General features: G+C 35.8%; 25 protein-coding genes and 1 pseudogene. 5 read left to right on the forward strand and 21 right to left on the reverse strand.

The features are described from left to right. Positions 1 to 253 precede the first annotated feature (253 nt). The 4 genes and pseudogenes from DN389_RS27415 to DN389_RS27430 form a co-directional block, all read right to left on the reverse strand. Positions 254 to 373, reverse strand: a pseudogene (locus DN389_RS27415) (phosphonate ABC transporter, permease protein PhnE); the annotation flags it as partial. Next, a complete protein-coding gene (phnE, locus tag DN389_RS27420; RefSeq protein ID WP_088122906.1) occupies positions 373 to 1,167 on the reverse strand; it encodes a phosphonate ABC transporter, permease protein PhnE in 795 nt (264 codons plus the stop codon). The pseudogene DN389_RS27415 and the gene phnE, both read right to left, overlap by 1 nt. After that, positions 1,164 to 1,937, reverse strand: a complete 774-nt coding sequence (phnC, locus tag DN389_RS27425; protein WP_060487432.1) for a phosphonate ABC transporter ATP-binding protein — start codon at positions 1,935 to 1,937, stop codon at positions 1,164 to 1,166. Before phnC ends, phnE begins: the two co-directional genes overlap by 4 nt. 84 nt (positions 1,938 to 2,021) lie before the next feature. Next, on the reverse strand, positions 2,022 to 2,960 hold the full coding sequence (locus DN389_RS27430; RefSeq protein WP_060487433.1) for a phosphate/phosphite/phosphonate ABC transporter substrate-binding protein: 939 nt from the start codon (positions 2,958 to 2,960) through the stop codon (positions 2,022 to 2,024). A gap of 184 nt (positions 2,961 to 3,144) precedes the next feature. Here DN389_RS27430 and DN389_RS27435 point away from each other — a divergent pair, with 184 nt between their 5' ends. Beyond that, positions 3,145 to 4,728: a bifunctional metallophosphatase/5'-nucleotidase gene (locus DN389_RS27435; RefSeq protein ID WP_149237787.1), complete on the forward strand. Its 1,584-nt coding sequence runs from the start codon at positions 3,145 to 3,147 to the stop codon at positions 4,726 to 4,728. A gap of 39 nt (positions 4,729 to 4,767) precedes the next feature. Here DN389_RS27435 and DN389_RS27440 read toward each other — a convergent pair whose 3' ends face one another. After that, the gene (locus DN389_RS27440) at positions 4,768 to 5,007 is read right to left on the reverse strand and encodes a DUF896 domain-containing protein (RefSeq protein WP_001190582.1); all 240 of its coding nucleotides are present in this window, start codon (positions 5,005 to 5,007) and stop codon (positions 4,768 to 4,770) included. 45 nt (positions 5,008 to 5,052) lie between these two features. Next, a complete protein-coding gene (locus DN389_RS27445) occupies positions 5,053 to 5,709 on the reverse strand; it encodes a YneB family resolvase-like protein (protein ID WP_060487435.1) in 657 nt (218 codons plus the stop codon). Positions 5,710 to 5,850: 141 nt separating this feature from the next. Between DN389_RS27445 and lexA the strand changes: the two genes are divergently transcribed. Beyond that, positions 5,851 to 6,471 (forward strand): transcriptional repressor LexA, encoded by a 621-nt coding sequence (gene lexA, locus DN389_RS27450; protein ID WP_149237788.1) that lies wholly within the window; start codon positions 5,851 to 5,853, stop codon positions 6,469 to 6,471. A 78-nt stretch (positions 6,472 to 6,549) separates the two neighbouring features. On the opposite strand, the gene DN389_RS27455 is transcribed toward lexA, so the two are convergent. From DN389_RS27455 to DN389_RS27465, 3 genes are read right to left on the reverse strand one after another with little or no spacing between them, the layout of a single operon-like run. Next, positions 6,550 to 7,356 carry a DUF4097 family beta strand repeat-containing protein gene (locus tag DN389_RS27455; protein ID WP_060487436.1) on the reverse strand — a complete coding sequence of 269 codons (807 nt, stop codon included), beginning with the start codon at positions 7,354 to 7,356 and terminating at the stop codon, positions 6,550 to 6,552. Next, positions 7,357 to 7,899 (reverse strand): DUF1700 domain-containing protein, encoded by a 543-nt coding sequence (locus DN389_RS27460; protein ID WP_149237789.1) that lies wholly within the window; start codon positions 7,897 to 7,899, stop codon positions 7,357 to 7,359. After that, positions 7,892 to 8,215, reverse strand: a complete 324-nt coding sequence (locus tag DN389_RS27465) for a PadR family transcriptional regulator (protein WP_001102620.1) — start codon at positions 8,213 to 8,215, stop codon at positions 7,892 to 7,894. Before DN389_RS27465 ends, DN389_RS27460 begins: the two co-directional genes overlap by 8 nt. 947 nt (positions 8,216 to 9,162) lie before the next feature. Between DN389_RS27465 and DN389_RS27470 the strand changes: the two genes are divergently transcribed. From DN389_RS27470 to DN389_RS27480, 3 genes are all read left to right on the forward strand, one after another. Further along, positions 9,163 to 9,657 (forward strand): protein phosphatase 2C, encoded by a 495-nt coding sequence (locus tag DN389_RS27470; protein ID WP_255451151.1) that lies wholly within the window; start codon positions 9,163 to 9,165, stop codon positions 9,655 to 9,657. 106 nt (positions 9,658 to 9,763) lie between these two features. Further along, complete coding sequence (locus tag DN389_RS27475; protein WP_223265765.1) at positions 9,764 to 10,210, forward strand: protein phosphatase 2C; 447 nt, start codon at positions 9,764 to 9,766, stop codon at positions 10,208 to 10,210. A 200-nt stretch (positions 10,211 to 10,410) separates the two neighbouring features. Continuing rightward, positions 10,411 to 10,947, forward strand: coding sequence for a protein phosphatase 2C (locus tag DN389_RS27480; RefSeq protein WP_255451152.1), 537 nt, complete (start codon positions 10,411 to 10,413; stop codon positions 10,945 to 10,947). A gap of 137 nt (positions 10,948 to 11,084) precedes the next feature. Here DN389_RS27480 and DN389_RS27485 read toward each other — a convergent pair whose 3' ends face one another. The 12 genes from DN389_RS27485 to gpG all read right to left on the reverse strand — a co-directional run bounded on the left by DN389_RS27485 (position 11,085) and on the right by gpG (position 22,926). Beyond that, the gene (locus DN389_RS27485; RefSeq protein WP_149237791.1) at positions 11,085 to 12,149 is read right to left on the reverse strand and encodes an N-acetylmuramoyl-L-alanine amidase; all 1,065 of its coding nucleotides are present in this window, start codon (positions 12,147 to 12,149) and stop codon (positions 11,085 to 11,087) included. Continuing rightward, the gene (locus tag DN389_RS27490; RefSeq protein ID WP_149237792.1) at positions 12,146 to 12,385 is read right to left on the reverse strand and encodes a holin; all 240 of its coding nucleotides are present in this window, start codon (positions 12,383 to 12,385) and stop codon (positions 12,146 to 12,148) included. Before DN389_RS27490 ends, DN389_RS27485 begins: the two co-directional genes overlap by 4 nt. Further along, positions 12,385 to 12,621, reverse strand: a complete 237-nt coding sequence (locus DN389_RS27495; RefSeq protein ID WP_149237793.1) for a hemolysin XhlA family protein — start codon at positions 12,619 to 12,621, stop codon at positions 12,385 to 12,387. The genes DN389_RS27490 and DN389_RS27495 overlap by 1 nt, the downstream gene beginning before the upstream one ends. Before the next feature lie 46 nt (positions 12,622 to 12,667). Further along, a complete protein-coding gene (locus DN389_RS27500) occupies positions 12,668 to 13,627 on the reverse strand; it encodes a tyrosine-type recombinase/integrase (protein ID WP_149237794.1) in 960 nt (319 codons plus the stop codon). Positions 13,628 to 13,728: 101 nt separating this feature from the next. Beyond that, entirely contained in the window at positions 13,729 to 13,875 is a 147-nt protein-coding gene (locus DN389_RS28575; protein ID WP_175361206.1) for a hypothetical protein, read from the reverse strand. Beyond that, positions 13,868 to 14,380 (reverse strand): hypothetical protein, encoded by a 513-nt coding sequence (locus DN389_RS28580; protein WP_179955908.1) that lies wholly within the window; start codon positions 14,378 to 14,380, stop codon positions 13,868 to 13,870. The genes DN389_RS28575 and DN389_RS28580 overlap by 8 nt, the downstream gene beginning before the upstream one ends. Before the next feature lie 25 nt (positions 14,381 to 14,405). Next, positions 14,406 to 15,620 carry a BppU family phage baseplate upper protein gene (locus DN389_RS27510; protein ID WP_149237795.1) on the reverse strand — a complete coding sequence of 405 codons (1,215 nt, stop codon included), beginning with the start codon at positions 15,618 to 15,620 and terminating at the stop codon, positions 14,406 to 14,408. Beyond that, complete coding sequence (locus DN389_RS28585; RefSeq protein ID WP_179955909.1) at positions 15,595 to 15,744, reverse strand: hypothetical protein; 150 nt, start codon at positions 15,742 to 15,744, stop codon at positions 15,595 to 15,597. Before DN389_RS28585 ends, DN389_RS27510 begins: the two co-directional genes overlap by 26 nt. Beyond that, positions 15,744 to 17,768: a phage tail protein gene (locus tag DN389_RS27515; RefSeq protein WP_149237796.1), complete on the reverse strand. Its 2,025-nt coding sequence runs from the start codon at positions 17,766 to 17,768 to the stop codon at positions 15,744 to 15,746. The genes DN389_RS28585 and DN389_RS27515 overlap by 1 nt, the downstream gene beginning before the upstream one ends. 15 nt (positions 17,769 to 17,783) lie before the next feature. Next, entirely contained in the window at positions 17,784 to 18,572 is a 789-nt protein-coding gene (locus DN389_RS27520) for a phage tail domain-containing protein (RefSeq protein WP_149237797.1), read from the reverse strand. After that, positions 18,569 to 22,387 carry a phage tail tape measure protein gene (locus DN389_RS27525; protein ID WP_149237798.1) on the reverse strand — a complete coding sequence of 1,273 codons (3,819 nt, stop codon included), beginning with the start codon at positions 22,385 to 22,387 and terminating at the stop codon, positions 18,569 to 18,571. The genes DN389_RS27520 and DN389_RS27525 overlap by 4 nt, the downstream gene beginning before the upstream one ends. A 221-nt stretch (positions 22,388 to 22,608) precedes the next feature. Next, positions 22,609 to 22,926, reverse strand: coding sequence for a phage tail assembly chaperone G (gene gpG, locus DN389_RS27530; RefSeq protein ID WP_149237799.1), 318 nt, complete (start codon positions 22,924 to 22,926; stop codon positions 22,609 to 22,611).

Consider the following 22,926-nt stretch of genomic DNA (forward strand, 5'->3'; position numbering starts at 1 on the left):
TTTTGACTTAGATGATTCGAGGCGGAAGACCCATTGCTCTAGTGTTTAGGATTTAACCTTGCACCATCTGATTGATTTTTTCTGCTTTCGCAACATTCACGCTCACCATTTCTAGACACGTTGTAGTTCAATCAGCTTTAGGGATTGCCCGCAGTTAACCCTCACTACTAGCCAATCACTTGACTAGCAGGGCTTACTGATATATTTAATTAACTTTGGTTATAATTGGTTAAATAAATCGTAACAGTTAGTTACCCTCTAGCGGGACTCCTGAAAAAGCCCATACATAAACAAATGCAAGTGCTATAAAAATAAACCAGCGATACATACTCGGTTTCTTCGGTTTTGGTACAATTATCGTCGTTTTACTCATTATAATTTCTCCCGCAACAATGTACTTACATAATCAATTAACAATACAACCACAAGAGTATAAATAATAATAGATGCAGTTTGTTGATATTGTAAAAATCCAAGTGTACGGTCATAATACAACCCAATACCACCCGCTCCTACTAAACCTAAAACAGCTGCTGCACGTACGTTCACCTCAAATGTATAAAGAACATAGGAGACAAAATGTGCTTTCACTTGCGGAATTACCCCATACGCAATCCATTGCACTTTATTTGCTCCTACTGCTGTCATCGCCTCTAATGGACCTGGATCAATCGATTCCATTGACTCATACAACAATTTCGCCACGAGCCCAATTGAGAAAAAAGTAAGAGCTAAAATACCTGGAAGTGGTCCTATTCCAAAAATAGCTACGAAAATTGCCGCTAATAATAAATCTGGTATCGTTCGGATAAAATTTAAAACCAATCGAGCTGGACCGTACAAAAATGTACTAGTAAACACATTACTTGCCGCAAATAGTGCCAGTGGAATAGCTAAAATCGCTCCTAAAGTCGTCCCAATAATCGCCATACGTATTGTATCTAACATCGCTGTTGTAATAACTTGAAAATAACTCCAATCAGGCGGCACCATCTCTTTTAACAAATCAATCATATTAGGAAAACCAACTACTAGTTTTGAAAATGATGCGTCGACCTGTACACTACTTCCCCACAACAGTAAAATGACTAGAATAGCCGTTAACATATGTTTCAACTTACTCGGCGGCTTCGGTATCGATTTTGAATATATCGTCGCGTCATTCATTTAACTGCCACCTCTAATAATTCACTTTTCTGCGCTACGTCTCCATAAATTTCAGCAAATTTTTCATCCGTTGCCTCTTCTACTGAACCATCAAAAACAATTTCGCCTGCATGTAATCCAATAATGCGTGTCGCATATTGCCTAGCTAAATCAATAGAATGTAAGTTTACAATTGTTGTAATCCCAAAATCTTCATTAATTTTTTTCAAATCATCTAATACTTGCTTTGTTGTTAGCGGATCTAACGACGCAACAGGTTCATCTGCCAATATGATTTTTGCTTCTTGCGCCAACGCTCTAGCAATCGATACACGTTGCTGTTGTCCTCCTGATAATTCATCAGCTCGCGCATATGCTTTTTCTAAAATATTCACCCTTTTTAACGATTGAAAGGCAAGCTCCAAATCTTCTTTTGGAAATAGACCTAACGTTGTACGAAAAGTCGAATGGTATCCAACACGCCCAGCTAATACATTCTTCAAAACCGTTGATCGTTTTACAAGGTTAAAACTTTGAAAAATCATACCAATATCCCGGCGCATGCGTCGTAATTCTTTTCCTTTCGCAGCAGTAATAGAATCACCTTCAATCAAGATTTCTCCTTCTGTAATCTCATGAAGGCGATTTACCGATCTAAGAAGTGTAGACTTTCCAGCCCCCGACAGCCCTACCATTACAACAAACTCACCTTTTTGAATGTTCAAGTTTATATTATTCAATCCTTTTGTACCATTCGGATACATTTTGGAAACATTTCGAAATTCTATCACACATCTTACCTACCTTCTATGTATTCAAAATGGCAAACTAACTGGAAACATATGCCTTCCAGTTAGCTGCCATTTCCATATGTATTATTGCGTTTTTACTTTCTTTCCATATTCACGAACGATATCAAATTTACTATCATCAGATTTAACATATCCTTCATGTGAATATACTTCTTTAATGATTTTGTGACCTTCCTCATTCTTTCCTATTTCAATGAAAGCGTCCTGTAATTTCTTACTCCACTCTGCATCTAAATCAGAACGTACCGAAATCGTATCATTTGGAATTTTTTCCGTAAATTTCACTATTTTCGTTTGATCGAATATATTCGGAGAATCTTTTTTCACAATATTACGAGCATCTTGGAATACAACAGATGCATCTACATCACCATTTAAAAGAGCAATCAGCGACTGATCGTGACCTTTTAATGTAACAGGTTTCACATCCTTTAGCGGATCAATTCCCTCTTTTAACAATACAGCCGCAGGCCATACATACCCCGCTGATGACGTTACATCTTGATAACCAATTTTTTTACCTTTTAAATCTTTTACACTGTTAATATTGGAATCTTTCTTAACTACAAACTCAGATTTATAAAAGTCTACTAAATCCTTTGTAGGAGCTCCCGTTTCATCATCTACTCCAAAACGTTGTGCTTGTAAAATTACGTTTGCAGCCTTTTTCTCATGCGCTAGCACATACGCTGTTGGAGGTAAAAACCCTACATCTACTTGCTTAGACGCCATCGCTTCTACAATTGTATTGTAATTCGTTGAAATGCTAACTTTTACCGGAATATTTAATTTATCACTTAATAACTTTTCCAATGGTTTTGCCTTTGCCTCTAACGTATCTGCATTTTGAGAAGGAACAAATTGAACATTTAAAGTCTTCGGTACATAACCTTTTTTCGTATCTTCAGTTTTACTTGCACTTGATTCTTTCGTTCCACAACCACTTAATAATCCCGCCGCTAGTGCAACTGTCGTACTCATTGCAAAAACTTTTTTCAACATATTAATGCCTCCAATTTTGTTGTTATAAAATTGCCTTCCGTAAACATGAAGAAATATATCACACATTTTCACGTACAATTGCTTATTTACAGAATCTTTACACATTCTATACATTCTCATTAAAATTCTCTTCATATATTTGATATGCTTAATTAGTAGATAACAATAGAAAAGGTGAATGATATTGAATCCAAATCAAATTGTAACTTTAAACATTTTATTAACAAGTGATATACATGGCACTGTTTATCCAATTCACTACCAAGATAACTCCCAAGCTGAAATTGGTTTAGCCAAAATTTCTACTCTTATAAAAAAAGAACGTTCCCAAAATAGAAACGTTCTTTTAATTGATAACGGTGACTTCATACAAGGAACACCCTTCACTTATCATTACGCTACATATGAAGAAGATAAGAAAAATCCAATGTCTTTATTAGCGAACTATTTACGTTATGATGCTGCAGTTATTGGGAATCATGAATTTAATTATGGAATGGACATATTAAATAATGCTATTTCTACTGCAAACTTTCCGTATCTATCAGCAAATATTTTAAATAAAAACAGAAAAGAACCTTATTTCGGGAAACCATATATAATAAAACATATTGAATCAAATATAAAAATTGCTATTTTAGGGATGACAACGCATTACATTCCCAATTGGGAACAACCCCATCACATTCAAGATTTACAATTTGAAGATGCATTAGAAACAACAAAAAGATGGGTTTCTTACATTCGCGAACACGAGAAACCCGATTTATTAGTCGTAGCCTACCATGGGGGATTTGAACGCGATTTACAAACTGGGGTACCGACTGAAGTTTTAACAGGTGAAAACCAAGGATATGCAATGTGCCATGAAATTGAAGGTATAGACATTTTACTAACAGGCCACCAACACCGGGAAATCGCTCACACCGTAATGAATGGTGTAACAATTTTACAGATTGGATGCAACGGACACTCCGTTGGAAAAGTAACAGTAACATTCGAAAAAACAGAAAAAAAATGGGTAAAAAAAGAGAGTTATTCACAATTATTGCCCGTACAAGGAATTGAGGCTGACCAACATATTCTTTCCTTGGTTGCCGATTATGAAGAAAAAACACAAAATTGGCTAGATCAACCTATTGGAGTAATCTATGGGGACATGCAAATTTCAGATGCTATGCAAACTCGTTTGCAAGACCATCCTTTTATTGAATTCATAAATAAAATACAGATGGATATAGCTAATGTTTCCATTTCTTGTACAAGCTTATTCCATAATACATCTCCAGGTTTTCCTAATCGCGTAACAATGCGTGACATCGTTTCTAATTATATTTATCCAAATACATTAAAAGTAATTAGAATAACTGGAGCGGATATAAAAGATGCCCTTGAACTCTCTGCTTCTTATTTCAAATTAAAAGCAGATGGAACTATCATCGTAAACCCTACCTACATAGAACCAAAGCCGCAACACTATAATTACGATATGTGGGAAGGAATTTCGTACGTATTAAACATTTCCAAACCAATTGGCGCGAGAGTAGAATCCTTACAGTATAAAGGCGCTCCACTTCATATGAATGAAGAATATGACGTCGTTATGAATAATTATCGCGCAAGTGGCGGAGGGAACTTCTTTATGTTTCAAAATAAGCCCGTAATAAAAGACATACCAACAGATATGTCTGAACTTATCGCTAACTATATATTGAAGCACAAAAATATAGAAGCAACAGTCAATAACAACTGGAAAGTTATTAAATAACGGATATAATAAATAAAAAAGATGGGCTTCGCCCATCTTTTAGTTTAATTTTGCATTATCTTGCTTTTTTAAAGCTTTTAATTTCGCCGGTGTAACATCAGTACCTTCTTCGTTAACAACTTTAATTCCTTTAAGTTCGTTTAACATATTTTGACGAAATCCTTTTAAATATTGTTCACGTAGCGATTGGCGCTCACGTTGTTCTTCTTCAGTTAAACCTTCAGCTTTTGCTTTTTTCGCTAAGAAGTTAATGCGTTCAATGAGTTCGTGACTTTGCATCTCGAATCCCCCTTTTACTCAAAACTGATTATTATCATACAATAGTTAGTCCTCTTTATCAAGCAATTGCTTTGTATATTCTACATATCTTCGATGTACAGTTGCTTTTGAAACATCATGACCAAAACCACGAAGTGTTGCTGCAATTTCTTCAAAAGTTAATTCATTCCGGCGTAAACGTACAATTTCCTCAATTGGCACTTCTTTTTTCTCACGTCCTATACTTAAATGACGATTTTTCAAATTATTCTCTGGACGAAATCCTTTCTCTACCGCTCTTTGCATGCCACGTTTAATTTTTAAATTGTGGATCTTTCTTTGATACTCTTCAACAATTCCAATTATATCTAGTACCATCGAATCAGAGTCAGAGAGTTCTAATTCTCCATTATGCGTATGCGTATATACTTTTATTCCCTCTTTATGTAAACAGTGCATTAATGCAATCTTTGCATTCCCTCTACCAAGGCGCGTTTCATCTTGTATGAGAAGTACATCAACTTGTTCATCGCGAATTGTATCTAGCACTTCTAATATGCCATCACGTTCAATTGTATAACCACTAGCCCGCTCCTCAATCACCTTTACAACATTCATTTGATAGCGCTCAGCTAAATGCAATAATTCATCTTTTTGACGCAATAATGATGTTTCCTGTTCTTCTTTTGTTGTGCTCACACGCGCATAAATAATTGCATTCATTTTGAACCCTTCTTTCTCACTATATTTTCCTTATAGTGTATCATAAATTCGTCTTTCGTTCGAACTTATGTTTGTAGAATGTTTTTTCGCATGTTATACTTATTAATAAGAAAAATGAAAGAAAACGAGGTGTTAGAAAACATGGAAAAGTTAACGAAACGCCAGCAAGACATTCTCGACTTTATTAAGCTAAAAGTACAAGAAAAAGGATATCCACCTTCCGTACGTGAAATCGGTCAAGCAGTCGGCCTCGCTTCTAGTTCTACAGTGCACGGACATTTATCACGACTAGAAGAAAAAGGATATATTCGACGCGATCCAACAAAACCACGAGCAATTGAAATTTTAGGTGAAAACCGAATGGATACAGAGACACAATCTGTTATTCAAGTTCCAATTGTCGGAAAAGTTACTGCTGGATTACCGATTACAGCAGTTGAAAGTGTAGAAGATCACTTCCCACTTCCAGCTAGCATTGTTGCTGGAGCAGACCAAGTATTTATGTTACGTATTTCCGGAGATAGTATGATTGAAGCTGGTATTTTCGATGGGGATTTAGTTGTTGTTCGCCAACAACAGTCTGCATACAACGGTGAAATTGTAGTCGCTTTAACAGAAGATAACGAAGCAACTGTTAAACGTTTCTATAAAGAAAAAGACCATTTCCGTCTACAACCGGAAAACTCTTCATTAGAACCTATCATTTTAAAACAAGTATCAGTTATTGGAAAAGTAATTGGCGTATATCGTGATTTACATTAAGAATAATAAAAGAAGATAATTACCTTATTTATATACGGTAATTATCTTCTTTTTTTGTATTTTGATAGATTTTATTTCTTATGAACGAGTTTCAATCGTCACATCGCCAGCAGCTGTTTTACCACTAATCTTTTTACTACCATTGCCAATTGTTATATTTTTATTTTCTTCATTAAAAATCATTACTTCGCCAGCAGCACTTTGCCCAATTATAACTGCATCTTGTGGTTTTTCTAATAAAGTAATATCTACATCCCCAGCAGTTGAACTTGCCTCTACATCATATTTAGGATCATGATCCATAATATGCACTTCCCCGCTAGCCGACTTCGCAGTTACTTTTCCTATTACCTTCTTAAAGCTCACCTCACCAGCTTTTGAAGATCCTTCCACACTTTTTGCTGTGACATTTTTCAAATCTACTTCTCCAGCGAGTGTCCCAACACTTACACAATCACTTTTCACATCACTTATTTCTATTTGTCCAGCTGATGAATTTATTTTTATCTCTTGGTATGAACGTTCAGGCACGAGGAGAGTTATTGTAGATGTTTGAAATCTAAAATCGTAAAAAGAAAAATCAAATGAAGCACCTTTTTCTCTTTCCCCAATAATTTTTAATGTGTCACCATCTTCGTCAATACGAACCTCGTGTTTACGTACATCTCCTGATTGCTTTACATAAAAAGAAGAGTCTGGAGATTTTTGGACAACAATATCCCCAGCATCTAACTTAACTTCTATATTTTTTAGTGTTTCGTTTTTAATTACGTCTTCTTTATTTCCTTCTTCTGCAGTTTGCACTGCTTTTTCATATGTTTGTGAAATCCCTATTACTCCAATAATGATACAAGCGATAGCTACTAACAATATTTTCTTCATCATCTACTCCCCTTTTATCATTTTGAAGTTCCATATTACATAACGTACGCATAACTTTTTAAACCACTTCGTACTATAATAAGCGATAATACATAACAACAAACCTACTCCAACAAACGTTATACTAACGAATAAATCCAACCATATAAAAGTACCCATAAATACTTTTCCAATAACGAAAAATGGTGTCACTACACTAGCAATTCCACCGAGCCAGAAGGAAAATATAAAAGCAATAATTGCAACTAACGGGCCTAACACAATAATAAAATTAAACAAACTAAGTCCAATCGCTGCCATGACAGCCCTTGTTATATTCGGAGTAGATGGGTCCTTTTTCATTTCATCAAAGCGATACAAGGCAAGTAAGTCTTTCGCAATTACTTTCGGAGAGCCAAGGCACTTTATTATTTCCGATTCAGTTTTTCCTTCTTCTATTCCAAACTGAAAATGCTCTTCATAATCAAATAAAATATCTTTCCTCTCTTCTTCCGGTAACTTTCTAAGATGACTTGATAATTCTTTAAGAAACTGTTCTTTACTCATCCCACTCCACCCCTTCAATAATTTCTTGTACGCCTTTTGCAAAATCACGCCACTCCGTTACTAACAAATTCAGTTGCGTTTCCCCTTGCTCAGTTAGTTGATAATATTTACGAGGCGGTCCCTCTGTAGATTCTTTTAAATACGTTTGAAAATATCCTTCTTTTGTTAAACGACGTAATAAAGGATACACTGACCCTTCCGATATTAAAAATTTATTTGAGATTTGCTGAACAAGTTCATAGCCGTAACAATCTTTACGTTTCACAAGTGCTAAAACACACAGTTCTAACACGCCTTTTTTAAACTGAACGTTCAAGGTCAATCCCCCTTTCTCATTTCAGTACTATTCAATACACGGTACCCGTTATATCCATAATATACCACTTAGTATTATTCATTGCAAGGTACTATATTTTTCAATACTTAATTTTCGAATTAAATACATCCACACCATATTTCAACTTCCACATTTTCATTCATAGCTAGCACGCATTTTAAATAATCCACATGACTTTTTTCGGGCATTTTGCGGGCACCCATCTAATTCATTTCACAAGCCTTTATATTTGCCCACAAATAAAAAAAGCCCTGATACCGTAGTATCAAGGCTTTTTCTCTCTTAGTATAGAGACATATATTGATCGCGTTCCCATTGGTGAACTTGCGTGCGGAAAATATACCTTTGTTTTATATAGTTTCATTTCGTTTCACACATAGCATAAATTGAGTGTTTGTCTGATAACGTTTTTCTGTGATTTCACTACTTGTTATTAATTCGTGGCTGTTTTGTGGCTGTTTTATGGTTCGTAATGTGGCTGTTTTTATTTAAGCTAAAATTCATCTTTGCTTAACAATCTCTTCTTATATATACTCATCAGTTTTTTGATTTATTTCCTCATATGGGCTGTATAAAGTATAGCGTATCATTTAGTGTAACTTGTATTACTATTGTTCATTCTATCGCAAATAAAATAAAATGTAATGTCTTTTTCGTGCATTGAATGTATTTAATTTATTTTAAGTGTGTGGTCACTTTTGTGGTCAGTGGTCAAAAAAAGAGCTTCCTTAGGGCGGCTCTTTTTTATTCATCAAACTATTCTTTTATAAGAAATCACTTCCCATATATATAATTCCATTTTTGTTGTCAACTTCACAAATTATGACTAAAAGAATATCGAAAATTCTAATATATTCGTTTACTCTGAAAATCGAATAACGTAATATAATGGATGTAACAAACACATAGGGAAAGGGATGGAAAAGATGTTAAAAAAACTTAAAAAAATTATGGTAGTTGTTGCTGCAGCTGTTATGTTATCTGCTGGCTTTGCAACAGTCGCACCAAAGGAAGCATCTGCACATTGGGCGGATGGAGCTATGGACTGGGGGCTACGAAATGGCTATATCACCGCTGACTTAAGAGATAATTATGCTACCCGACAAGATACTTGGCTGATTATAACACGTGTCGCTAATGACCTTTCAGGTGGATCAAGTTACGCAGCATCACGTAATTACGTAATGAACAGAAAAATATCAGATGGATCAAACCCTCAAGCATATGTTACACGTGAGCAGGTATACACAATGTTGTATAGAGTTGCTTATCCAAACGCATACGGAACTATGGAAGATCATAAAGCATTAGGTTGGGCAGTCAAAAATAGGATTACCACCGACGGGAGACGTGCTGATTTCGCTACAAGAGCTGAAGTTATGACGATGATAAGACAAGCTTGGTATATTGACGCAATCTAATAATTAAATTGTACGAAATCTCAGGTGTTAAAAACATTTAGAGGAAGGAATGGAAAAAATGCTAAAAAAACTTAAAAAGTTCATGTTTGTTGTTGCTGCCGCCGTTATGTTCTCTGCTGGATTTGCAACAATTGCACCGAAGGAAGCTTCTGCACATTGGGCTGACGGAGCTATGGATTGGGGACTACGCAATGGTTACATTACTGCTGATTTACGAGATAATTATGCTACCCGACAAGATACTTGGCTAATCCTAACACGTATTGCTACTGATCATTCCGGAGGCTCCACCTATGATTCCGCGCGTAAGTATGTGATGAAATATAAAATCTCAGATGGTAGCAACCCTCAAAACTATGTTACTCGTTTTCAAGTAGTACAAATGCTACATAGACATACGTATAAATCCATTCATTTCGCAAGTGCGGATTATCAAGCACTCGAGTGGGCAGTTAATAAGGGGATATACGATGGTACACGAAATAGCGATCCTGCTACAAGAGCTGAGGTTATGACTATGATGAGGCAAGCCTGGCTTGTAGGTGCACTCTAATAATTAAATCAATGGAAACAATGAACTAAACAAATGCCGCCCAATTAAGGGTGGCATTTGTTTTATCAAACTATTCTTTTATAAGAAATCACTTCCTATACAAAATTCTCTTTTTTTGTAATCCAACAAATTATTACTAAAAATACCACAAATTACATTTTATCTATTTACTTTTAAAACATAATATATTAATATAATACATGTCACAAACACATAGGGAAGGAATGGAAAATATGTTAAAAAAACTAAAAAAGGTTATGTTTGTTGTAATTGCTGCTATTACGTTATCTACAGGGTTCGCAACAATCGCCCCAAAAGAAGCTTCAGCACATTGGGCAGACCCTCAAATGAATTGGGCTATTAGAAACAATATCGTTAGATTTGATATGAGAGAAGGCCCGGCGTATCGAAAAGACGTTTGGATTATGATGGCTAATTATCAAACTAAAAAACTCACCTTCTCTTACGAAGATGCGCGCCAACATGTAATAAGCCAAGGTATTTCTGATGGATCACGTGGAGATGATCGGATCACTCGTGATGAAATGGTAGGTACGCTCTTTCAATATCATTTTAAAAGCCCTGCATGGTCTCCTAAGGGCGGTTTCACTAATTCAATGGCATGGGGAACAGACAAAGGTATTTATGACGGTAGTCGTAGAAACGACTTTGCAAATAGAGCGGAAGTTATTACTATGATGTACAAGTACACTAAGTACTATTCGTATATCAGATAAAGCTCTACGCCAGCAGACGAAGAGAATAGATAAAAAAGAATGCTGCGTTTAAATTTAATGAACCGATAAAAAATAAAAGCCGCCCAATAGGACGGCTCTTTTTTTATGTTAATCACACTATTCTTTTGTTAAAAAAATCACTTCACATATACATAGGCTTCACTTGCCGTAATATAGTATGTTTTTCCCTTGCTATTGTGTACTTTATATTGTGGTGAACCATTTACACTTACTTTTGCATCAATTGTGAATCCTAAACCTGTATCTACAGAACCAGCAACATCTTTATCTTGCCAAGATGGAGCGTCATAGAAACGTAGATTGTTAACTTTTGAAATAACACGCTTTCCAACAATAGAAGAATCCACTGTACTTTTCTTATTAAACTTCACATAAGATGGATCGTTTTTAATCCATTGCTCACCGCCAAGATTTAACCAACCATCCTTTTCAGCCCACACAATATAAGATTCTGGTTTATTTAACTGACGAATCTTAGAATAGCTTGTACCAGGTCCTTTACGTAAATTAACGTTGTAACCTTGAATGTAAGCAATACCGTCTGTTACAGCTGTTGGCACTTCTGCTGGCTTAGATGGCTTCTCAGGAACAGAAACATCTACACTAGAATTATTGTATGCTCGTTGTACATCTGCTCTAAATTGAGCTTCTGAAACGCCATGAGACTTTAAGTAATCAATTGGATCTTCATGATCCGTACCGCCAAGGTAATGAGTTACATCGCTATGTGTCCACAATCCTTTTTCTACAGATAGCCCACGGTCTCGTAAGATTTTAGCTAGTAACTTAACGTATTTGTCATAGCTACGTTTGAATTTTGTATAATCCGCTGTTTCGCATAACTCTACATGTACAAAGCGCTTATTCGCAGCAGGACCGCCGCCATAAGCAATGTATTTTGTATCAGCAATTTGGATTGTTTCGTTCCAATCGACTGCATAGTGAACAAATGCGTTTCTCCATGTACGAGACTCATATTTTTGAATGTTAATAGCTGGGGCTTCTGGAGTTGCTGTAGAATGTGCTACAACTCCCTCATAAGCACTTACACCATAACGGTATGGTTGTTTTGGTAAATCAGGAATAATAAGCGTTCTATCAGCAAAAGCACTTGTAGCAAAAGAACCAGCAAGTACTAGAATCATAAGGAACGAGGTAATATGTTTCATTGTCTTTTTCATTTAGCATCAACATCCTTTTTTATAATTTTTGTGTGGTCAAATAATCCACTTGCTGACAATCCAATGATGATTCCTTGAAATACATTTGTTTTGATATCTCCACCCAAAAATAAAACGCCTAGCACAATGCCAAGCGTTAAATTTAATAACGGAACATATTTTGTTTGTAATCCAATTGTTTTTACAATCTGCGAAAGACCAACTACAATTCCAATCATTACGGCTAAACTAACCATTACATACCACCCCCCTTCAAGAAGAAGGTAAGTGCCGCCCCGATAATCCCACCAACAATAAGACGCAAAATCCAAGTAGTGTTTGCGCTGATCTTATCTAGTTGTTTGTTAATATTATCAATATCTTTCTCATTTCCTGTTGTACGCATTTCCAAACTTTTGATATCAAATCTTATTTCTTTGATTTCTTGCTTCATTTCTTGTACATCGTTTCTTACATCTTGTAATCCGTCCACTTCAATCACCCCGTTTCAAAATAAAAAGAAGCATAATTATGCTTCTTCACGCTGCAAAATAACTTGGATCCATTCCAAATATTTCTGCAATATCTTCTTCACTTCTATCCTTAAGATAAGATTCCGTTGTAGAAATATCAGAATGATTAGCAAGCGATTTTAATTTTTCAAGTGGCACACCTTGCACCTTTAAATTATCTAATCTGCTATGACGGAAACAGTGAGGATTGATTTTAAATTCTTTTCCTTCCTTTTCGTTCAGCATCTTAGCAAATATCTTGCACCAATAATTAAATACACTTTTATTTAAAAGTTTTCGCCCGCCATTCTTATAAACTCTTACAAATAAATCTGGAATAGTATCTTTACCTCGATGATCTATATATAAACGAATACATTTTTGTACTCGTAGATTGTAATATAGTCTAAACTTCTTACCGCGCTTCCCTCGGACCACATTTGTATAATATTGTTCTGTCAATCCTTCCTTTTGAACCTGGTAAACTTCATTCTTTCTCGCTGCACTGTAATAAGAAAGGGCCAAATAAGTTGCTAACATATATTTTTCTTGTTCAAGTAATTCATCGATTAACCAATTAATTTGATCATCAGTAATAAAGGTAATTTCTCTAATTGGATTCTTAGGTAAACCACGTACCCTTGAACCTACATTGAATTCATAATTATAGTCATCATCGTCTGCGCAAAATTCAAGCGCTGAACGTAAAGCACTCATCAATCCATTTACACGTGCATTAGACATTCCCATTTCTTGAAAAATAATAGATAAATTTCGAATGTCTTTGCGTGTTAACTCAACCAAATTTTTATTTTCGAAGTGTTGATGTATTAGAAACAAAATAATTCGCAAATCCCAACCATATTGTTTTAAAGTGCTTGCCGCTTTCCCTTGTGCTTTCTTTTCAATTAGAAAATCCTTGACTAGGTTTTTGTTTTCTTGGCTAACATGCTTTTCATAAATTGCTTGGTCTACTATTCGTTTCACACTGATCATCTCCTCAAAATAAAAAGAGAAGCGAAATCACTCCTCTTGATCTATGAATTGAATTGATTCAAAGTCGTATTTTGTTCAAAATAAAAAGCCCACTATTGTGCGCTATCCGTAATTAAATCTGCTCTTCCGTTTTCAGTTAAGTATTTATCGATTCTTTCTTTATATGCCCCTAGTTTTGTAATAACAGCAATATACGTAAAAACTCCATCAATCACTCGCTGTGCCATGTACTCAGCCATTTTGCGCCAGCTCCTTTTTATAAACATCGCTACCCATTATTAAATCGTCCAAAGCTTTCTCAGTTAGTTCCAGTTTCTTTTTAAGTTCTTCCAATTCTGATGGTTCCTGTGGCTTTGGTTTGTTCATCTCTTCTAGTTCTTCCTCTGTAATCGTTTCAATCCATTTTTCGCCATCCCATACAGGTTTCCAATTTGGAACAGGTAAAGGTATCTCCGTGTAAGGGTAGTCAGGATATTCATAAATCTCTGTATAACCATCGGACACTTCTTCTTGATAACTTAATTCAACTGATTTGTACTGTAACTTTTTTTGCTCAACTTCTTTTTCTTGATAATTTCCATCTGTATCAAGGTATCTATGAGTAGTTTTTACCGTTATGATTTCTGGTATATCAAATGGTCGTTTTGTTTCTTCCAGTTTATTTAAAGATTTAAAAACTGGAGATATCATTTTTGTTTCTGTGAAAGCGCCCGTTTCTTTATCATATAAATACAAAGTTTTCATGTTAAAATCTCCTATTCTTTTATTTTTAGATGATGTATGTGAGTGTGAATGACCAATATTTCAAAGGATTTGTCCCTTCCGCTATCCACTCACAATGGACTGATCCATCTGCGCGAATTGTAACAAATCCTGTGTTTGTGTCTAAGTTGTTTAAAACATACGTTGCCGAAAATGTTAAATCTCTTACAGGTCGGAAATTCACTGGAAGTGAAGCGATAATGTGATTGTTTTTCACTCCTATAACATTCATATTAAGACAAACTGTATTCCCTGTTCGTTTTATTTGAGATGTTTTACCGGATTGATTTGTTACACCGTTTATTAATGTTAAGTTTGTCCAATCAGTGTCTTTCTTTGTTTTAAGATCAGCTACAGTGATTGCCCCAGTATTTAAGTCCATAGATAATTCGTTTGCCCAGGTAGTATTACCACCAACCTTAGGACCTATAGACCACTTATTCAGAGAATCATTAACTACAACGTTTACCCCTTTAGAACCATCGGAGATTGTATGTTCCCAGTTGTTTCTTAAATAAAGAACCCCTGTCATAGTGTCGCCTGTTTTCTTTAGGAGATTTGATTCTGCTTGCATGGTAAACATCTTATTAGTTGGAGAGTAAGTTAAAATATCTATCAAGTTTTTTCTATCTTGCCAGACAACATTTCCGTTAGCTATTGAAATAAGTCTAGAAGTTTCTGCTCCTGTAGTGTCTTGGAAGCCATAACCTACTGATCCCGATGAAGGGACGGTCATCTTAAGTGACCCTACCATAGTATCGCCACTACGTTTTACAACGTCTGCCTTATCGACTGCTATTTGCAAAGCATCTATCTGTTTCTTGAGCTTATCAAACTCTGCAATATAGTTTTCTATTTGGATAGACCCTTCTTTCACATCGCTTCCTAACACAATCTTTAAATCTTGTGTGGTAAAACGTTCTTCTCCTTTTTCAAAAGCGAAATAGGCTAACCATAGTGAAGATGTAGATACCGCTTCTTTCGAAAAGATATATTCAAAGATTCCTTTTGTTGCATCAATAACTTTCGCATCCACACGAACGAAATTACCTGATTGACCTGCCGCTTCATATTTCACCGCATACCCTGTTAAATCAACGGGTTTCCCGTATTCCCTAAGATAAACCGTTAACTTCAATCCGTTTTTGTCGTTTTGACGTGAATAAATTGTTTTGGCTAGTGAAGGACTAGATAAATCAATTCTGATCGTCTCGTTTCTCATTTATCTCACCTTCTTTCTGTTGTGTCGTTATTGCTTGTATTTGTGCTTTTAACGCTATATTGTCAGCGGTTAATCGAAATATTTCTTCCATCGCAATCTGTAAGATAAGTTTATCTTTGTTCATTATTTCACCTTACTTTCTAATGCTGATAATCTTCTTCGTACTTCATCCGCAAATGTATCCAAATCTCTACGAAGGTTATTATCACGTCCTATAGATTCATCATTTACCCTATCAAGGTCTTTCCTTATAGCATTATCACGACTGACGGATTCGCTATTTACACGATCCATCGTATTCCGGACACTATCGAAAGCTCCGTCCACCACTTTTACCCTTGCTTCAAAAACTCCCCTAGTCGTAAAATCACTGAAGGCTACTCCATTCCATTTACTCACCCACATTTCAGCCCATGTCCAAGTAGTCGTTCCAAGTGATCCTGTACCGGATTTCTTAGGCGCAAAAATAGCACCTTGATGACCACCAATATTGTCAATTGTCCAAGATGTCCCTTGTATTTGTGAATTTACGTACGATGACGGCGTAAAGTTAATTGGTCTCGCAAAATCACACCATCCGAAGAATTTTTGATAAGCGTGCGTTTCGAAAAATGGAGCATTGATAGCAACATTACCCGATTCGCCATCAACAAAGATGTTATTACCTACTGAACCATCTGAGTTACGAACACCGATAGATAAAGATGCTTTTGGATTTCTGATACGTTCGATCGTCCAGTATGTGATTTCTCTACCATCAGGGCCAATCGCTTGCGAAATTGTAGAAGCTGGTGATCCGGTTAAACTGTAAAATTCAATTGAAGATTCGTCTAAGTTGATCCCAAATCGATTATCAAGTGCCTTCATGATTCCTGCTCGAATATTGTTAGCCTTAATAAAACCAATAAAACCTGCATCCGTTACTAAACCATCATAAGTGAGAGCATTTTTGAACGTCTGACCACCATTACGAGTGATTCCCACTCCATTACTGTTAATTAACAGCATGTTGTTAGGGTTGTTTTTATCTTTAGCTATAATCCCATTTTCAAAAAACAATTCAGTTTGAGCACTTTTAATTGCTTCTGTAGCAAGTTTTACAGCTTCATCTAGTACGTTGTATTTAACTTTCCCGTCATCGGTTACAATCTCACCAAGGGTTTTATTAACGTTTTGTAATAACGTACCAGCAAAATCTTTTCGATAATTCGCTAAAGTAACTCGACAACCGATTGGTTCTAAATTGAAATCATAGTCTTCTTCGATTTCCATAATACGCGTTTCAATATCAATATTCATTGGCTCATAGATAAGAAGGACTCGATCACCTTCGTTCGGGACAATATATGGATATCCGGCTTTTCTCATGTCCACAAAATCAACTGTGATGCTTACAAGTGGCGTATCCTGTATCGCCTCTCTTAAAGCTCGATCCATTCCTTCTGGCGTTGTGAAACGATCATCATTTATTTGTGGTGCTTCAATAAAGCCGAATATATCTTTGTTAGGGCTTGTATATTCCCTCATTAGTTCATTTGCACCATATCCACGAATATAGGTACCAAGATTTTTTGTATCGACATTTCTTTCAAATGTTTTTATGTTGAAATTATAGCGGAATTGAAAATCCGTATCCTCACCAATTCGAGTTTGAAATTTAACTATATTTCCACTGATAGACATTTCAGCTTTATAGCGCTCTAAGACTTTCTTTAATAGTGCTAATCGATTGTCCTTGCCGAAATTCTGAAAGTCCTTAGCATAAAAATTTTCAATCGCTACCGGTTGGTATCCTGTATCTTTAAAAACAAAATTTAAAGCATCTAAAAATTGCATGCTCCCATCATGAACTTCGTATTTTTGTTTATTGATCATATTTATAAAAAAGTCATGGATACATTCGACTTGTTTATAATAGGTTTTTCCGATATTTGCTTCCGTTAAAGACTTAATAACATACGTTTCATTTTTAAACTCAATTTTATGTTCTTCTTGGACCATCGGAAAAGAATGTTGATTCCCTTTAGTTGGCAAGATTAAAAACCTTATTATTTTTTCCCCATTAACTCGACGAACTAATTTAAAGTTTTTAAATCCTGTAAGTATTTCTGTGTTCCCTTGCAAATCGGTAATTGTGAGAGTTTGCAACTTATCACTCCTTTCTTAGAAGTAATAAAAGCGAAAATCAAATGAAATAGAAAAAGCGCCTGTAGCGCCTGTAATTTCAAATTCGTTGATTCCTGCATTTAATCGAATTACTTTTTTATTTGTATCTCGCACAATCGATAAACTGTTTTTTGTACTTCTCACTCGATCCAATCGAATAATATCGTCCGCTGTTGTTTTACCGTTATATGTCCATTCATCACCAGTTGTTTTATTTGTAATTCTCAACTTATCCGATGCACCTTTAAACGTAATAAGCAATGGAGTGTGTAGGCTTCTTGGATCAATCTTTTTACCAGCATTGTATATAGAAAATGAGCTTGAATTGTATACATATTCACTACTATTTGATTCTAGGGTTGTATAAATAGATTCTGAGAAAGTAGAGTCTGATTTAAACACAATGTCAAATACTCCATATTTCCCATTTCCTTTTGGTTCAATTTCATATTTATAGGCAACCTTCACATTCCACCTTTTTTCAGGAGTACGGCTGCTTATAATATAAAATGGTTCTTGTGAATCGAATAAATCGTATATTTGATTACGAAATAAATAAAAATCATCAATGTTTTTTGAACGAAAGAAAATACGGGATTTAATGCTATCTTGTGCATCAAATGATCCCCCTAAATCTATTAATCCATCCATGCCAGTAACCTTTTCGTACACAGTATTAAAGAAAGGTGAAGAGGGTAAGAATGTTAAAACCCTCATGTTCTCATTTGTAGAAATAACAAACGATTCACCGTTTTCTTTTACAATTGTGAGAGTTTGTTCACTCATCCTTTCACCCCTTGTATAAATAAATCTGTACTAAATCTATTACCTTGTAATAAATCTAGTGGTGATATTAATATTTCAGCTAGTGCCATATCATTGATTACAATTTGAACTGGTTTTTTCTGAGATAAGTTATAATTGTTTTGACTATAATTATATGGTTGAGACTGGGACGAACGATTTATGATTTCTCCTGATGAAATTTGATTTGGAATAGCGAAATTAGGAGTAGATATTGATGGCATATTGTTCATTTCTGTTTGTAAAGTACTTGCCGCTCTTCTAGAAGCATCTATTAAAAATCGCTTTCCACGATCCATACCTACTCCCATACCTTCCGGAACTGCACTACCAACAGGTATCATTACTTTTGAAGGACTGTTTATGTCTAAAGCCCCCGAAATGGTACTTTTTATTTCTCCTGCAATTTCTTTTGCTTTGCTATACAATCCACCCGATGCATAATCTAATCCTTTTTCAAGTCCTTCTATAATCGATGAACCAATTGAAGATAAATCTATTGAACTGAAAAACTTTTCAACTTCATTCCATTTATCCTCAACGCTTTTTTTTACCTCTGACATTTTATCTGTAACAGCTTTTTTCTGCTCTTCAAATTTCCTTGAAACTGTATTTTTTATTTCTTCTACCTTATTACTTGCAGAGGTTTTTGTATCATCCCACCATTTCGTTACGTCAGACCATAATTCTTTCATTTTCTGAACTACATCATCTTTCATAACTTGATATTTAGATTTTATTTCGCCAGTTTCCCAATCTACTTGATTTGCATGTTCACCAGCTTGCGCTTTTGCTTCATTTACAATTTCAGTATGTTTGTCTTTTGCTGTTGAAACTGTGCTATCATACTGACGTTTAGCTTCGGCAATAATCGCATTAGCTTCTTCTCCTGAAATAGTTTTATTTTCATCTCTTTGTCGGATAGCCTCAGCGATTTTATCATCACGAGTCTTTTTCGCATCTTCAATTACTTTATCTCTTGCTTTGGCGCTATGCTCAACAACCTCTGCTGCTTGTCTAGCTGAAATTTCACTAGCTTGCACACGCATATTTTCAAGAATTACCTTTTGTTCCATTTGGTTTTTAGACATATGTTCAACAGCAACTCTGTCCATTTCATCTTGTAATGCTTGCAAAGAAATACGCTCTGTTGTTGTTAATTCTCGGTTTTCTCTAGCTGCGGTTTGCAATATTTCTTTGATTTTATTTTCTTTTTCTTGAGTCTTTAGTTTTTCTTGTTCGTAATGTTGATTCAATTGTTCTATACGTTTATTCTCTTCTTCAGATGTTAATACATATGAATCAGCAAAGAACTTTTTGAGTCCTTCAATTTCCTTTTGTTGTCTTGCGTTTGTTTTTTCTATAATTGTGTTAGCTAACTTGTCATACTGCCCGATTAACTTTTGTGATTGTTCTTCTGTTATTACTTCATGATTCAATCTAATTTCAGTTAACTTTTGTCTAATACCATCAGATAACTTGAAGTAATCACCAAGAACTTTCTTTGTGGAGGAACTTACTTTTCCTTCCGTATTTGTAGTAAAACGATCAACTGAAGCAATACTATCCTCAGTTGCTTTTTGGTATCCCTTGTATGCTAGAACACCAACAGCAACGGCGGCTGCTACTACGCCCAAAGCAATTGCTACTGGGCCTAATGCTGCGGCCAACAATCCTGCAACTCCACCTGCTATTCCTAAGGATGTTGCCAATGTACCTAATGCAACTCCTAAAGCACCAATTCCCGAAACTATCATTCCGACCGCTGCTAGAACTACGCCAATAACTGTTGCAATAGCCGTTAAAGCAAGAACAATACCACCTGTAATTGCGATAGCTTTTTGAATTGGTCCAGGTAACGCATTGAAGCCGTCCACAAGGTGCTGAAGTCCAGCAACAAAAGCACTAACCACAGGGGCAAGCGCATCACCAATTGTCTTTTTCATTGTATCGAATGCTCCACTTAATTGTTCGATACGACCTTTCAAAGTATTCATTTTTGTATTGGCTGTCTCTAAAGCAGTTACTTTAGACATCTCACCATACATTTTATTCACACCCTGTGCGCCTTCATTAAACAAAATCGTTGCGCCACGAACTGCGTCTGATCCAAATAACGTTTCTAAAGCCATACTTCGTTGTTGGTCTGTTAAATCTTTCATGGATTCATGAAGAATTCCAGATATATTTTCCAAATTTTGAATCTTCCCATGTTGATCGTAAAATTTCGATGATAAGAAAGCTGAACTCGTAGCTAATTCACGGAATGTAGTTTCACATTTATCATTCCATTTCTTGACCCCTTCAGTTTTCATTACATATTTCTCTAACGCCGTTTCGATATCTCCTACACTTCTTGAAGCCGGTGTAATACCATTCTGCACTAAGAAATCAAATCCAGCTTGAGCATTGTATGTGATTAGACCTAAATCTTTCATCTTGTTATACGCTTCTTTGGTAGATGGATTTAACCTCATAAGCATCGTTTTTAAAGATGTACCTGCATCCGAACCTTTTAAACCATTTTGAGCGAAGACCGCTAAAGCTGTTGATGTATCTTTAAATGTCATACCTGCTCCTGCTGCAACTGCTGCAACTGCTGATAAACCGTATTTCAGTTCATGTACATCAGTCGCTGATGCGTTAGCTGCACCTGCAAGTAAGTTAGCTGCATCCGTAACGCTTAAACCATCCTTTTTAAATGCATTTAAGGCGGTTGAAGCAATTTCAGCTGCTTCTCCTAGTTCTAATTCACCTGCGGCCGCTAAGTTTAGGGCTCCTTCTAATCCACCATTGATAATATCCTTTAAACTAACCCCGGCTTTGATTAATTCTTCAATCCCTTTTCCGGCTTCTACAGAAGAATATTTCGTATCTTCTCCGTATTTAACAGCTAATTCGGAGAGTTTACTCATTTCTTGTCCTGTCGCACCAGAGACTGCTTTTATGTTAGCCATCTGTTGTTCAAAGTTCATGGATTCTTCCACAGCTGATTTCAAACCTCGACCAATTGCATAAGTCATACCACCAAATACCATGCCAATCTGCATTCCGGCATTTTGCAAATGGTTACCTAATGTCTCCATACGATTACCAAAGTTCAATAGACGATTACCTTGCTGCTCTAATTCTCGATTTGACTGTTGTAATCCAGTTTCAAAGCGATTAAGTTCAGCTGTTGCTCGATGAATTTGTTCGGCATATCGTTGTGCTGACTGACTCGCTTCACCTTCTTCTGTTTTTGCACGATTATAAGCTTGTTGAAGTTCCCTGATCTTCTCTTTTTGTTTATCCACCATGCGAGTGAGAACATCAATTTTCGCTCGGGTTTGTTCAGTTGCATTAGAAAAACCACCCATACCAGATGTAATAGACTGGAATTCAGCTTGTAGAGACTTTAAAGAATTGTTTAACTTATCAATTCCCTTTTGTTCAGCTTGCTTATTTACTTGTTTTAATTCATTTTCAAATCTATTTAAATCAGCAACTGCTTTATTAACTTGTGAAGCGTATCGTTGGATTGCTGCATCATTTTCACCTAATTTAGCCTTATTTTGATCATAAGCTTGCCGTAACGCTTTAACTTTCTCTTTTTGCGCGTCAATGAGCCTGCTTAGAGTATCCATTTTTGCTTGTGTTTGTTGGCTAGCACTAGCGAAACCGCCCATACCTGTACTTACAGATTTCAATTCATTCTGTAATGTCCTTACTGCACGTCCTGAATTTGCAATGCCTTGACGGAAATTAACATTATCAAGCGAAAGTCTAACTACTAAATTATTCATTTCATTCGCCAATGTCTCACCCCCTTGCTAGATAATATTTTCTGCTGGCACTTCAATCTCGTTTGAATTTTGGCTTCCATCATTTGAATTACCTTGTTCACGACTTTTCTGATTCAACCTTAAATAATGCCAAATATCCATTTCGTTATCTATATGATGGTGTTTATATCCCTGACGTAATAAAGAGAGGTAAAGCTCGTCCATAAATTCACTGAACGTTAGCCCTCCTCCCTCTACGCGTTTGGGTTTTCTTCTTCTCCAGATCCAGGATTACCACCAGCCGCTTCTACAGTTTCGTTAATAATTGCATTGATTACATCTGAAGTTGTAGATAAGAATTTACGTGCATCCACACCATCCCAGTACTGATCTAATGTAAATTGACCGTCATACACTTTCACCACGAAATGAACCATTTTATCCATATCTTCTGGACCAGGATTGTTTGGGATTTCAGCAAGCTCAGGAGCCTGACGGATAAGACGTGCCGGAATAAATTCTGGCATATTAAAAGTTTGTTTTTCTTTATTAATCATTAAAGTTAATTTCAT

It is taken from the genome of Bacillus sp. AY3-1, assembly GCF_008368785.1.
In the GTDB taxonomy this organism is placed as follows: Bacteria; Bacillota; Bacilli; order Bacillales; family Bacillaceae_G; genus Bacillus_A; species Bacillus_A wiedmannii.